Origin of the sequence: Lysobacter oculi (genome assembly GCF_003293695.1) — a bacterium.
GTDB classification, from domain to species: domain Bacteria; phylum Pseudomonadota; class Gammaproteobacteria; order Xanthomonadales; family Xanthomonadaceae; genus Solilutibacter; species Solilutibacter oculi.
In genome coordinates, this window is sequence record NZ_CP029556.1 from 1,163,648 (window position 1) to 1,176,385 (window position 12,738).

At 69.4% G+C, this 12,738-nt stretch carries 17 protein-coding genes; 10 read left to right on the plus strand and 7 right to left on the minus strand.

Annotated elements, in window-relative coordinates; translation table 11 throughout:
* Positions 1-109 precede the first annotated feature (109 nt).
* On the plus strand, positions 110-1,240 hold the full coding sequence (locus DCD74_RS05605; RefSeq protein WP_237049690.1) for an endonuclease/exonuclease/phosphatase family protein: 1,131 nt from the start codon (positions 110-112) through the stop codon (positions 1,238-1,240).
* A 1-nt stretch (position 1,241) separates the two neighbouring features.
* On the opposite strand, the gene DCD74_RS05610 is transcribed toward DCD74_RS05605, so the two are convergent.
* Both DCD74_RS05610 and purT read right to left on the minus strand, forming a co-directional pair.
* Positions 1,242-1,703 (minus strand): hypothetical protein, encoded by a 462-nt coding sequence (locus DCD74_RS05610; protein ID WP_112926454.1) that lies wholly within the window; start codon positions 1,701-1,703, stop codon positions 1,242-1,244.
* Positions 1,704-1,725: 22 nt separating this feature from the next.
* The gene (gene purT / locus DCD74_RS05615) at positions 1,726-2,925 is read right to left on the minus strand and encodes a formate-dependent phosphoribosylglycinamide formyltransferase (protein ID WP_112926455.1); all 1,200 of its coding nucleotides are present in this window, start codon (positions 2,923-2,925) and stop codon (positions 1,726-1,728) included.
* 66 nt (positions 2,926-2,991) lie between these two features.
* Between purT and DCD74_RS05620 the strand changes: the two genes are divergently transcribed.
* The 9 genes from DCD74_RS05620 to DCD74_RS05660 all read left to right on the plus strand — a co-directional run bounded on the left by DCD74_RS05620 (position 2,992) and on the right by DCD74_RS05660 (position 8,430).
* Complete coding sequence (locus DCD74_RS05620) at positions 2,992-3,933, plus strand: SdiA-regulated/phytase-like domain-containing protein (RefSeq protein WP_112926456.1); 942 nt, start codon at positions 2,992-2,994, stop codon at positions 3,931-3,933.
* Between the two features lie 121 nt (positions 3,934-4,054).
* Positions 4,055-4,918: an SPFH domain-containing protein gene (locus DCD74_RS05625; RefSeq protein WP_112926457.1), complete on the plus strand. Its 864-nt coding sequence runs from the start codon at positions 4,055-4,057 to the stop codon at positions 4,916-4,918.
* Between the two features lie 2 nt (positions 4,919-4,920).
* Positions 4,921-5,202 carry a hypothetical protein gene (locus tag DCD74_RS05630; protein WP_112926458.1) on the plus strand — a complete coding sequence of 94 codons (282 nt, stop codon included), beginning with the start codon at positions 4,921-4,923 and terminating at the stop codon, positions 5,200-5,202.
* Positions 5,199-5,387, plus strand: a complete 189-nt coding sequence (locus DCD74_RS05635; RefSeq protein ID WP_112926459.1) for an Arc family DNA binding domain-containing protein — start codon at positions 5,199-5,201, stop codon at positions 5,385-5,387. The genes DCD74_RS05630 and DCD74_RS05635 overlap by 4 nt, the downstream gene beginning before the upstream one ends.
* Positions 5,384-5,563, plus strand: coding sequence for a DUF4177 domain-containing protein (locus DCD74_RS05640; protein WP_112926460.1), 180 nt, complete (start codon positions 5,384-5,386; stop codon positions 5,561-5,563). The genes DCD74_RS05635 and DCD74_RS05640 overlap by 4 nt, the downstream gene beginning before the upstream one ends.
* A gap of 16 nt (positions 5,564-5,579) precedes the next feature.
* On the plus strand, positions 5,580-5,762 hold the full coding sequence (locus DCD74_RS05645; protein ID WP_112926461.1) for a DUF4177 domain-containing protein: 183 nt from the start codon (positions 5,580-5,582) through the stop codon (positions 5,760-5,762).
* 41 nt (positions 5,763-5,803) lie between these two features.
* On the plus strand, positions 5,804-7,066 hold the full coding sequence (locus DCD74_RS05650) for an alpha/beta hydrolase (RefSeq protein ID WP_112927687.1): 1,263 nt from the start codon (positions 5,804-5,806) through the stop codon (positions 7,064-7,066).
* Entirely contained in the window at positions 7,063-7,608 is a 546-nt protein-coding gene (locus DCD74_RS05655) for a PH domain-containing protein (protein ID WP_112926462.1), read from the plus strand. The genes DCD74_RS05650 and DCD74_RS05655 overlap by 4 nt, the downstream gene beginning before the upstream one ends.
* A gap of 9 nt (positions 7,609-7,617) precedes the next feature.
* Positions 7,618-8,430 (plus strand): M15 family metallopeptidase, encoded by an 813-nt coding sequence (locus DCD74_RS05660; protein WP_112926463.1) that lies wholly within the window; start codon positions 7,618-7,620, stop codon positions 8,428-8,430.
* Here the strand turns inward: DCD74_RS05660 and DCD74_RS05665 are convergent.
* From DCD74_RS05665 to DCD74_RS05685, 5 genes are all read right to left on the minus strand, one after another.
* Positions 8,427-9,113 carry a DNA-3-methyladenine glycosylase family protein gene (locus tag DCD74_RS05665; protein ID WP_112926464.1) on the minus strand — a complete coding sequence of 229 codons (687 nt, stop codon included), beginning with the start codon at positions 9,111-9,113 and terminating at the stop codon, positions 8,427-8,429. The genes DCD74_RS05660 and DCD74_RS05665 overlap by 4 nt on opposite strands.
* A complete protein-coding gene (locus DCD74_RS05670; RefSeq protein WP_237049664.1) occupies positions 9,101-9,487 on the minus strand; it encodes a DUF423 domain-containing protein in 387 nt (128 codons plus the stop codon). The genes DCD74_RS05665 and DCD74_RS05670 overlap by 13 nt, the downstream gene beginning before the upstream one ends.
* Positions 9,488-9,556: 69 nt before the next feature.
* Positions 9,557-10,636, minus strand: a complete 1,080-nt coding sequence (locus tag DCD74_RS05675) for a polyketide cyclase (RefSeq protein WP_112926465.1) — start codon at positions 10,634-10,636, stop codon at positions 9,557-9,559.
* A 185-nt stretch (positions 10,637-10,821) separates the two neighbouring features.
* Entirely contained in the window at positions 10,822-11,463 is a 642-nt protein-coding gene (locus tag DCD74_RS05680; protein ID WP_112926466.1) for a response regulator, read from the minus strand.
* On the minus strand, positions 11,460-12,671 hold the full coding sequence (locus tag DCD74_RS05685; RefSeq protein WP_112926467.1) for a sensor histidine kinase: 1,212 nt from the start codon (positions 12,669-12,671) through the stop codon (positions 11,460-11,462). Before DCD74_RS05685 ends, DCD74_RS05680 begins: the two co-directional genes overlap by 4 nt.
* Between the last annotated feature and the right edge of the window lie 67 nt (positions 12,672-12,738).

Genomic DNA, 12,738 nt, shown 5'->3' on the forward strand with positions numbered 1-12,738 from the left:
CTTCCGCCTTGGCCTGATCGGGCTGGCCGCCCTCGCCTGCGCCGCCTGCCTGCGCATCAACGTGCAGGGCACGCCCGATGTACGCGCGCTGGAACGCCTGCCCGGCGAGATGTCGCGCGCCATCCGCGAGGCGATGCCGGCGGTGCGCTTCGCCACCTACAACACCTCGCTCTACAGCGACGAGGACGGCGGCCTGGTCAAGCGGCTGCAGCATGGCGATGCCGAGGCCCGCAAGATCGCCGCCGTGCTGCAGCGCGTGCGCCCCGATGTGGTCCTGCTCAACGAATTCGACTACGACCGCGAAGGCCGCGCCGCCGACCTGTTCCAGCGCGACTACCTCGGCGTCGCGCAGTTCGGTGGCACGCCGCTCGACTACCCGTTCCGCTACTTCGCCGAAGTGAACACCGGCGTCGCCAGCGGGCTCGACATCGACGGCGACGGCCAGGTCGGCAAGACCGGGCGCGCCCGTGGCAACGACGCCTGGGGCTACGGCCTGCACCCGGGCCAGTACGGGATGCTGGTGTTGTCGAAATATCCGCTCGACATCGCCCGCGTCCGCAGCTTCCGGCTGCTGAAGTGGTCGTCGATGCCGGGCGCGCGCGTGCCACGGGACCCGAAGACCGGCCGCCCGTTCTACGCCGAGAACGTGTGGAAGCAGCTTCGCCTGTCCTCCAAATCACATTGGGATGTGCCGGTGATGACGCCGCAGGGCGAGATCCATTTCCTCGTTGCGCATCCCACGCCGCCCACCTTCGACGGGCCGGAAGACCGCAACGGCGCGCGCAACGCCGACGAGATCCGCCTCTGGGCCGATTACGTGTCCGGGCGCCCGCAGCCGTGGCTGTGCGACGACGCCGGACGCTGCGGCGGCCTGGGCGACGATGCGAACTTCGTGATCGCCGGCGACCTCAACGCCGACCCGATCGATGGCGACTCGCGCCCTGGCGGCATAGACCAATTGCTGAAGCACCCGCGCGTGCTCGACTACCCGGCCCCGCGCAGCAGTGGCGCGCCCGAGCAGGCGCGCCTCTACGGCCTGCCGCGCAAAGGCGACACAGCGGTGCATACCGGCGACTTCGGGCCCCGGGCGGGCACGCTGCGCATCGACTACGTGCTGCCTTCGCGCGGACTCCGAGTGCGCGATGCCGGCGTGGCCTGGCCGTCGAAAGCCAACGAAGCCGCGCGCTTCTCCGACGGCAGCGACCACCACGCCGTGTGGGCGGACGTGGTCGCCGACTGACTCAGTAGTTCAGCCTGTTCGCGCTGGGCCGGGCAAAGCCAAACACACCGTCGCTGTGCACCGACATGATCAGCCGGACCATGTTGGAGGGCACCATCAGTTCCACCTGCTGCGGCGCTCCCTCCGCGGACTGGCCATCGACGGTGAGTTCGATGAAGGCGCCGCCGGTGTCCACCTCGCGGCAGAGGAGATGCGGCTCACCGTTCTCCGTCTGCAGGTAAGGTTTGATGACCGTGCCCAGCGCCTCGAGCGCGTTGGGGAAAAAGAACACCGCGTAGCCGCTGTTGGGCGCGATCTTGGGGGCGGCGGCTTCCTTGTGCTCCGCGGTGGGCGCCGGTTCGCCGGCGGCGGCGGCTTCCATCGGCACCGGCGGCGCCACCGTCTGCTTGACCGGCTGTGCATCGGCGGCGGGCTTGCCGGACCAGTCGGTCCTGGCCGTCATCTGGTTCTTGTCTTCGCTCATCGTCACTCCCTGCTCCTCGGGTTCAGGCCAGCCGCACCAGCAGTGCGGACGCGGCGTCGCGGGCCAGCCGGCGGGCCACATCGACCGACTCTGCACGCGCCAGGGTGACCGCCACGCGACGCTGTCCGGCCACGCGCGGCTTGGCGAACAACCGCAGGGCGGTATCGGGATGCGCGAGCGCGGCATCGACATCATCGAACACCGGCACGCCGTGGCCTTCGGCCAGCACCGCGCAGGAGGCGCCCGGCGACAGGTTCGGGATGCTGCCACCGGCATCGGCGCCGACCGGCAAGCCGAGGATGGCGCGGGCGTGCAGCGCGAATTCCGACAGCGTCTGCGAGGCCAGCGTGACCAGCCCGGTGTCGTGCGGGCGCGGGCTGACTTCGGAGAACCAGACCTCGTCGCCCTTGACGAAGAATTCCATGCCGAACACGCCCCATCCGGCCAGGTCCGCCGACACCTTGCCGGCGATCTCGCGCGCGCGTTGCAGCGCCCGCGGCGACATCGGCTGCGGCTGCCAGCTCTCGCGGTAGTCGCCGTGCTCCTGGGTGTGGCCGATCGGCGCGCAGAACGCGGTGCCGCCGGCATGGCGCACGGTGAGCAGGGTGATCTCGTAATCGAAGTCGACGAAGCCCTCGACGATGCAGCGCCCCGCGCCCGCGCGGCCGCCGGTCTGCGCGTAGTCCCAGGCGGTGTCGATGTCGGCGTCGGTGCGGACCGTGGACTGGCCCTTGCCGGAGGACGACATCACCGGCTTGACCACGCAGGGCAGGCCGATGGCCTCGATGGCGGCGCGGTATTCGGCATGGGTGTCGACGAAGCGGTACGGCGAGGTCGGCACGCCGAGCGTTTCGGCGGCGAGCCGGCGGATGCCTTCGCGATCCATCGTCAGCCAGGCCGCGCGTGCGGTGGGGATGACGCGCAGGCCGGCGTCGCGCTCCAGCTCGACCAGCGTCGGCGTGTGGATGGCCTCGATCTCCGGCACCACCAGATGCGGCTTCTCCGCTTCGACCAGCGCCCGCAGCGCCGCGCCATCGAGCATGTCCAGCACGTGGCTGCGATGCGCGACCTGCATCGCCGGCGCATCGGCGTAGCGGTCGGCGGCGATGACTTCCACCCCGAAACGCTGCAGTTCCAGCGCGACTTCCTTGCCCAGTTCGCCCGAACCGAGCAGCAGGACGCGAGTCGCGCCGGGGGTCAACGGGGTGCCGATCGTGGTCATGCGGGGAGCCGTGGAAAATGACGGCGGTCAGTTTATGCGCATGGCCGCTTCTGTCATCCTTGGCCCATGCCCTTCCCTGCCTCCAACGCTGCGGGCGCCCTGCTCGCCTGCGTGTTGGCCATCGCGCTCGCGGGCTGCGGCAACCCGGACGAATTGCCCGAGACCCAGATCGCCGGGCTCGTCACCGATGGCGCGCTGGACGAGATCAGCGGCATCAGCGCATCGCGCCGCCAGGACGACGTGCTCTGGGCCATCGACGACAGCGGCAACCCGGCCAACCTCTATGCCATCAGCCGCCGCGGCCGCCGCCTCGGCACCTTCAAGGTGGACGGCATCAAGAAGGTGGATTGGGAAGACATCGCCAGCTTCGAACTGGACGGCACGCCTTACCTGCTGGTGGCCGATACCGGCGACAACGGCGGGGTGAGGAAGACGATGTCGGTGCACGCCTTCATCGAGCCCACCGATGCCGAAGCCGGCGGCACGCTCAAGCCGGCCTGGTCGCTGGAATTCCGCTGGCCCGATGGCGCGCGTGATTGCGAGGCTGTGGCGGTGGATGCCACGCGCAACGAGATCCTGCTGGTCACCAAGAAGCGCCAGCCGCCGCAGCTCTACACCCTGCCGCTGCGCCCCGAGGCGAACGGCACGCGCGGCAAGCCCAAGACCCTCACCGCCAAGCTGGCCGGCACGCTGGCCGGGGTGCCGCAGGCCGATTCCGAGGCGCGTCGCATCAATCCGGCGGTGGCGCGGCTGCGCAGCCAGGTGACCGCCGCCGACATCAGCCCGCAGCGCGATGCCATCGCCGTGCTGACCTACTCAAACCTGCTGGTGTACCCGCGCCGCGACGGGCAGAGCTGGGCGCAGGCCGTGACCCATCCGCCGCTGGTGGTGCCGATGACCCTGCTGCCGCAACCGGAGGCCGTGGCGTTCTCGCGCAGCGGCCAGGGCATCCTGGCGACCGGCGAATTCAGCCCGGCTCCGATCCTGTATCTGCCCTACGAGCGTTGATACCGCGCTTCAACCCATTGTTTTGAAAGACATTAGCCCGCGGGGCGCATCCTGCTGCATTGCCGCTTGAAAAAAGATATCAATTTGATATCTTTCTTTCGAATCCTCTGGAGCCACCCCCATGAAAGAGAAAGTCATCCGTTCCCTGCCCGGCGTGCCGGTCCTGCTGGGCCTGCTGCTCGCGATGCTCGTGGCCGGCTGGATCGGATTCACCGGCATCGTCGGCGGCCACGTGCTGAAGATCGTGCTGGCCGTGGTGCTGGGCACGCTGGCGCTGCTGATGCTCATCGGCCTGTACATGGTCGAGCCGAACCAGGCCGCGGTGCTGAACTTCTTCGGCAAGTACGTGGGCACGGTCAAGGAGAACGGCCTGCGCTGGAACAACCCCTTTTACGCCAAGCGCAAGGTGTCGATGCGCGTGCGCAACTTCGAGAGCGGCAAGCTCAAGGTCAACGAGCTGGACGGCTCGCCGATCGAAATCGCCGCGGTCATCGTCTGGCAGGTGGTGGATGCGTCGGAGGCGGTCTACAACGTCGATGACTACGAGAGCTTCGTGCACATCCAGTCCGAAGCCGCGCTGCGCTCGATGGCCACCAGCTACCCCTACGACCAGCACGAGGAAGGCCAGCTCGCCCTGCGCAGCCACGCCAGCGAGATCTCCGCCCACCTGGAAAAAGAACTGGCCGAACGCCTGAACGATGCCGGCGTTTCCGTGCTCGACGCCCGCATCAGCCACCTCGCCTACGCACCTGAAATCGCCCAGGCGATGCTGCAGCGCCAGCAGGCCAACGCGATCATCGCCGCCCGCACGCGGATCGTCGCCGGCGCGGTGGGCATGGTGGAAATGGCCCTGGCCGAGCTGCAGAAGAACGGTGTCGTCCACCTGGACGAGGAACGCAAGGCGGCGATGGTCAGCAACCTGCTGGTCGTGCTCTGCGGCGAACGCGCCACCCAGCCCATCGTCAACGCCGGCACGCTGTACTGATGATGGGGATCGCGCCCCTGCTGCTCGCCCTCGCCGGCTTCCCGGCGATCGCGGTCGCCGCATGGCTGGCGAAGGACGCGCGGCCCGCCTCGCGCGGGCTGGCGGTCCGCATGGCGCTGGTCGGCATCGCCATCCTGCTCGGCGCGCTCGGCCTGCACTGGGCCGGCAGCGACGGCCGCCGCGTGCTGCAGGTGGTGCTGGCCCTGGCCGTCATCGTCAACGCGCTGGCGCTGTCGATGTGGTGGCACGTGCGCCGCTTCAACGTGGGGCCCGGCGCCCGATGAGCGAGAAAAAGGCCTACCCGCTGCGCATCAACGCCGCCGTGCTGGCCGAAGTCCAGCGCTGGGCCGACGACGAACTGCGCAGCGTCAACGCCCAGATCGAATACGTCCTGCGTGACGCGCTGCGCCGCGCCGGTCGCCTGAAACAACCCGACACACCCAACCCACCCGGGGAAGACACGCCATGAACGAACGCTGGGAATACCGAGTCATCGACATCACGCCGCAGATCGCCGGGCGACCGGGCGAGAAGATCGAGAGCACGCTCAACGAGATGGGCGCCGAAGGCTGGGAGCTGGTTGCCGCGCTGCGCAGCAACCTGATGGAGCCGACCCGCCTGTACCTCAAGCGCCGCAAGGCCTGACCGAAGGAGCATCGCCATGAGCGCCCGATGGGAATACAACATCGTGAACATGCCGACCAACATGTGGGGCACGTTCAACGAGAAGAAACTGGCCGAACAGTTCGCCCTGCTCGGCCGCCAGGGCTGGGAGCTGGTGAGCTTCAACGCCAACCCGATGACCGGCACGCCGCTGGCCATCTTCAAGCGGCCGGTGGCGTGATGCGCCGGCTTGCCATCGCCTGCATCGCCGCGTTTGCGGCCATGAACGCTTCCGCCCAGGTCGCGCCCGACCAGGCCCGCGCCACCGCCGTGCGCGTGCTCGACCACCTCGACCGCGGCGAGTTCGCGCAGGTCGAGGCGATGTTAGATGCCACGATGAAACAGGCCGTCCCCGCCGCCACGCTGGAACAGGTGTGGAAGTCGCTGCCGGCCGCCGGCACGCGCGGCGAACCGAAGCTGCAGGCCAGCGGCGACACCCAGGTGGTGCGCATCCCGCTCGCACGCGGCGAAGGCAAGTTTGACGCGACGATCGCCGTGGATGCCGAAGGTCGCGTGTCCGGCCTGCTGATCCGCCCGGCCGAAGCGAGCATCGCGCCGCCGCCGGCCGTGCCCGCCGATGCGGACTACACCGAATCGGAAACGCACGTCGGCACTGGCGAACACGCGCTGGGCGCCACGCTGTCCATGCCGAAGGGCCCAGGCCCCTTCCCCGCCGTGGTGCTGGTGCATGGCTCCGGCGCGCACGACCGCGACGAGACCATCGGCCCGAACCGGCCCTTCCTCGACATCGCGCGCGGGCTGGCCGCGCAGGGCATCGGGGTGCTGCGCTACGAGAAGCGCAGCAAGGCGCGTCCGCAGGATTACGGCGCCGACACCCTCGACATCGACACCGAAACCACCGATGACGCGGTCGCGGCACTGGCCACGTTGCGTGCCGCGCCCGGCATCGACCCCAGGCGCGTGTTCGTGCTCGGCCACAGCCAGGGCGGGATGATGGCGCCGCGCATCGCGATCAAGGACGGCCACGTCGCCGGCCTGGTGCTGCTGGCCGCACCGGCGCGCAACCTGCTCGACATCCTCGTCGAACAGAACGAGCGCCTGTTGAAGATGCAGGGCGCGGACACCAGCGAAGCCGGCATCGCGCACATGGACCGGCTGAAGGCGCAGATCGCGGCGGTGCGCGGTCAGGGCGACGTCGCCAGGACCGGCACGCCGATGAACCAGCCGGCGCCTTACTGGCGCAGCGTGGATGCCGTCGATCCCGTCGCCGAGGCACGCAAGGCCGGTGAACCGATGCTGGTGCTGCAGGGCGCGCGCGACATCCAGGTGGTCGATGCCGACTGGCAGGCATGGCGGGCCGCGTTCGGCACCGACAAGCAGGTGACGTTCAAGCACTACCCGACGCTCAACCACCTGGGCATGGACAGCGCCGAAGGCGCGGGGTTGGACAGCTACGCCAAGCCCGGCCATGTGGACGCCGCGCTGATCGCCGACGTCGCGCAGTGGATCAAGGCGCGCCCATGAGCGGGGCGCGGCGCTTCGGCGTTCCGGCACCCGACTACCGCAAGGTCGCGCTGATGTTCGCGCTGGTGCTGGCGACGATCGGCGTGGCGCTGGTCCTTGTCCTGCGCGATGGGAGCGCGGCACGTGCATGGCCGCACCTGCTGCTCGGCGCGCTCGTCAGCATCGGCCTGCTCGCGCTAGTGGTCGGGCGGCGGCGCGTGACGCTGGAAGGCGACACGCTGCGCATCGCCGCCGGCCTCAACAGCACGCGCGTGGCGGTGTCCGCGTTGGACCTAGGCCACGCGCGCATCGTCCGGCTGGACGAACACCCGGAATACCGGCCCGGTACGAAAACCTTCGGCAGCGCGATGCCGGGCTACCAGGCCGGGCATTTCCGCCAGGGCGGCGGGCGCAAGGTGTTCGTGCTGCTGACCGAGCGCGACCGCGTGCTGGTGCTGCCCGAGCGCGACGGCCGCCTGCTGCTGCTCAGCCTGGACAACCCGCAATCGCTGCTCGACGCGCTGCAACGCGCCGCCGGGCCGGGGCCGCGCCGCATCGGTTAACCTCGCGCCATGCTTCCGCGCCCGCGCCTGCTGCTCAACAGCGCCGACATCGAAACCTGGCCCGCCTGGCTGCTGCGTGCACGTGGCAACCACGACGCCCGCCTGCTGGCGACCTCGCGCTGGGTGCTGCGCCGCAAGTCCGATGGCCGCTATCTGGCCGCGCTCGATACACGCGGCGACACGGTGCCGATGATTCCCCGCCTCGCCCATGAACAAGGTCTGGGCGATGCGACGCGCTGGCACGCCCGGCGCACCTTCAGGCAAGCGCGTGCCAGCCACCCGCCCACCCTGCTGCCGATGCACGCGCTGGCGGCACGGCTGCAGCAGCTCGGGCTGGATGCCGAGGCTTATGCGGATGCGAGCGGCCTGTCGCTGGTCGCCGAACCCGACTGGCTGGCGCTGGCCGGCTTCGACCGTTGGCGCCGCCCGCTCTGGCTGCGCGAGGACGCCGCCCGCGCGTGGATGCGGATGCAGGCGGCGGCGATGGCCGACGGCATCGTGCTGGAGGCGATTTCCGGCTACCGCAGCCACGCCTACCAGCTCGGCATCTTCGAGCGGAAGCGCACGCGCGGGCTGGAAGTCGACGAGATTTTGCAGGTCAACGCCGCGCCCGGCTTCTCCGAGCATCACTCCGGTTTGGCGCTCGACATCGGCACGCCCGGTGAACCGCCGGCGGAAGAAACCTTCGAAACCACCGCCGCGTTCGAGTGGCTCACGCATCACGCCGCCAGCCATGGTTTCCACATGAGCTACGCGCGCGACAACCCGCACGGCATCGTCTACGAGCCGTGGCATTGGCGTTTCGATGCGGCGGCCGGCTAGTCCTGCGAGCGTTTGACCGGCGTCTTCGCCGCGCTGCCCGCATCGGCGATACGCCACAGGTAGAAGCTGGCCTGGGTGCGGAACGGCGCCCACTTCGCGCTGCGGGCCAGCGCCTCGCGCGGAGTCGGCATCACCTCGAGCTTGTCGAGCACCTGGATGCCCTTGCGGATGCCGAGGTCGTCCACCGGCAGCACGTCGGGGCGGCCCAGCCGGAACATCAACATCATCTCCACCGTCCAGCGCCCGATGCCGCGCACCGGCACCAGCGCGTCGATGATCGCCTGCTCGTCGAGCCACGGCAGCTGGGTCATCCGCGGGATTTCGCCGGCCGCCTCGCGCCGCGACAGGTCACGCAGCGCCAACGCCTTGTTGCCGGACACGCCGCAGGCACGCAGCGCGGTGTCATCGATGCGGCCCAGCGTATCGGCATGCAGCCGGTCGCTGCCGATCGCCGCCTCTACCCGCCCGACAATCGTCGCCGCGGCCTTGCCGGACAGCTGCTGGTAAAGGATGGCGCGGGCCAGCGCGTCGGCGGGGTCGAAGCGGCCCCGCCACTGGCGCTGCGGGGCGATGGGACCGATGCGCTCGATCCAGCGCGCCAGCCTGCGGTCGCGCCGCGCCAGGTATTCGTCGGCGGCGGCCGTGTCGAAGCCGCGCGGATGCCGCGTCTTCAGCGCCGCCATTGGCCGATCGCGTGCAGCAGCCAGCCCAGCATCATCAAGGTGCCGCCGAACGGCGCCAGCGTGGTCGGCGTGCCGGCCAGCGCCGCGCCGACCAGGCTGCCGGCAAACAGCAGCACGCCCGCGCCGATGGCCAGCAAGCCCCACCAGGCCCACCGGCGTACCGCCAGCGGTGCCAGGGCGGCCAGCGCCACGCCGTGCCCGAAGCCGAACACCGCCGCCTGCAGCAGCCAGTGCCGGGTCTGATCGCCGACCGCGGCGTGCGCGGCATAGGCGCCCAGCCCCACCGACAGCCCCGCCAGCAACGACCCGGCCGAAGCCAGCCAGAAACGCCGGTGCATCTGTCGCTCGTTCAAGCCGGTGTGGATCGGTGCCATCGCCGCGTTCTCCGCAAATGCGAACGCCGCGGGTTGCGCGGCGTCCGGGGTGTCACCTGGCAGGTGGGCTTACTTGCCCTTGACCGGCCAGTAGATGTCGAAGCTGCCGTTCTCGGTGAAGGCCGGGCCGACGCCGCCGGTGTAGGCCTCGTACGGACGGTCGGTCACTTCGTAGCCACGCACGGCGGACCAGGCGCGGACCGCGTTGCGCATCGCGTCGAGTTCGGCGAAATAGCCGGTGAACTTGCCGTGCGCCGCGCGGCGCTCCGGGTTCAGCGCGTACTTCACCGGGCCCTGCGTGGACACGGTCAGCGGCGAGGTCGCGGCACCGGTCGCGCCGGTCTTGCGCACCACCTGAACCACGTCGAAGTTGTAGGTCTCGCGGCCCAGTTCGTTGGTCGCGATGCGCACCGGGCCCACCGCTTCCAGGCCATTGGCGGCCATGGTGCGCTTGATCCATTCCTGGTTGGCGCCGATCGAAGCCTGGATGCTGGCGTCGTCACGCTTGACCGCACCCGAGGTCACGAACAGCACGTGCTCGGCCGGCAGCTGGGCCAGCTCGATGCCGGTCAGGCGACTGTTGGCGATGCCGTAATCCTGGTTGGGGATGCTCGACAGCAGGTTGGTCAGGCGCGACAGGCCGATCTTGATGTCTTCGCCCATGTAGCTGTTGACGTACAGGCCGGCGTAGCGGCCCAGCAGGTTGAAGCCGTAATCCACGTCGTAGCTCTGCTTGACCTCGACGTTGCGGTTGTTGCGGCCGGTCGGGATCAGGCTGATGGTCGAGCGCTTGTTGCTGCCGAAATCATCGTTCTCGATCGCGTAGGTCACCTTGGACTTCGGGGTGCTGTCGGTGATCGTCCACGAACCGCTGCCGATGCCGCGCTCCTTGGAGTCGTATTCCACCTTCGCGCCCTTGCCGGCTTCCGGGCCGGAGGTCTTGAGCTGGATCGCGGGGTCGCGGGCGGCCAGCGCGCTCCAGTCACGGAAGCGACCGAAACCGTTGACCACGTCGTACACGATGGTCTGCTTGCGGTTGGTCTCGATCTTCTCGGACACGTGGCGGCTGGACGGCAGCACGATGCCGACGACCAGCAACAGCGCGGCGACGATCGCCAGGGAAATCAGGAGCTCGATCAAACGGGTCATTCGGAAGTTCTCCAAGGCGGCCGGAGGCCGTCGCGGGGTCGCGGATTCGCAATGCTAACAAAGACCGGGCGCGCTACGCGAGACGGGGCACCGAATATCTGCGACCCCTGCCCGTGTATGAACGGCCCGGCGCACAGGGGCCGGATGCAGGACGGCGGGCCGCTGCGCCCGTCATCCCCCCACCTTCACACCAGTTGCAGCTCGAACGCCTTCAGCACGGCGCGGGTACGGTCGCGTACGCCGAGCTTGCTGAGGATGCTGGACACGTGGTTCTTGATGGTGCCCTCGGCCACGCCCAGCGAGTTGGCGATCTCCTTGTTGGAGAAGCCGCCGGACATCAGCCGCAGGATTTCGGTCTCGCGGTCGGTCAGCGGATCGGGCCGGTCCAGGCTGACGAAGGCGTTCTGCATGTGTTCCAGCCCCGACAGCAGGCGCTGGGTCACCGCCGGCTGGACCAGCGAACCGCCCCCGGCCACGGTCTGGATCGCGCCGACCAGCTGCTCCAGCGAGACATCCTTGAGCATGTAGCCGCGCGCACCGGCCTTGAGCCCGGCCAGCACCAGCTGGTCGTCGTCGAAGGTGGTGAGGATGATGGTCGGTGGCAGCTGCTGGCTGCGCGAAAGCGCCTGCAGGGCTTCGAGGCCCGACATCACCGGCATCCGCATGTCCATCAGGACCACGTCGGGCGCGACTTCGGGGATGCGCGCGACCGCCTCGCGGCCGTCGGAGGCCTCGGCCACCACTTCGATGTTTTCGGCCAGCGCCAGCAGGGAGCGGATGCCCTGCCGGACCAGCGTCTGGTCGTCCACCAGGAATACCCGGATCATGTCGTTCCTCCCACGGTGTGCTGCAGCGCGACCGGCTGCGTGATGGTGCCTTCCAGCGGCAGCCGCAGCTGCACGGTGAATCCATGGCCCGGCGCGGTATCGACCAGCACGCTGCCCTGGTAGTGGCGCAGCCGTTCGCTGAGGCCGCGCAGCCCGTTGCCGGGTGACAGCTGCTCGGCGCCACGGCCATCGTCGCGGGCGTCCACCAGCAGCATCCCGGCATCGCGCCAGAGCTGGATGCGCAGCTTGGACGCGCCGGAATGGCGCACCGCATTGGTGATGATTTCCTGCACCGCGCGCAACAGCACGTGGGCGCGTTCGGGATCCACGAGCACCAGGTCGTCCGGCACCTGCATCTCGATGTCCATGTTCGGCACGTTCTCGGCCAGCGGCTTGAGCGCACTGGCGAGATGCAGCGCGGCGGAGTCCTCGCGCATCTGGCTGACCGCCTCGCGGACGTCGGTCAGCAGCAGCTTGGCCAGCGTGTGCGCCTGGCGGACATGGCCGGCGGCCTTGCCCTCGGTCAGGTGACCGGCCACTTCAAGGTTCAGGCTGAGCGCGGTGAGGTGATGGCCGAGCAGATCGTGCAGCTCGCGCGAGATGCGGGTGCGCTCGTTGACGCGCACGCTTTCGGCCAGCAGGGCGCGGGTGGCGCGGAGTTCGGCGTTGAGGCGGCGCTGCTCCTCGCGCGCCTCGGTCTGCTGCCGGGCCACCAGCCCGGTGATGAAGCTGAAGGCGCAGAAGCCCACGTAGATCATCGATTGCAGCAGGGCCGAGGGCCAGTCGAAGCCCTGGAACATCACCAGGATCGGCGCGATGGCGGCCTGGCTGAGCGCCAGGAGACCGATGCCCCACGGCAGCGGCAGGGTCCACGGCAGGACCGTCGCCGCCACCACCATCAGGATGCCGCCCAGCCCGCTGCCGCTGAAATGGCTGACCGCCACCGAGCAGGCCAGCAGAAGCATCATCAGGAAGTAATCGGTGACACCGCGCCGATGCGGCCGGCCCATCCGGAGCGTCAGCCCGAAGTACAGCGCCCCGAAGGCGATATAGGCCAGCCAGCCCCACGGCCCGATGCTCGGCACCGACGAAGCGCCATCGCCCCGGTTCAGCACGAAGGTCGTGTACAGCAGCGGCGCGCCCACCATGGCCCAGGTGAACAGGCCGGCGTAACGCAACAGGCGGGTATGGGAGATGCTGCTGAACATGCCGCATCTTAGCCGCGGGTCCACGCGCCCCGCCCCGCCCGGAAGTCATGCCCGTGCCGGCGGGCCA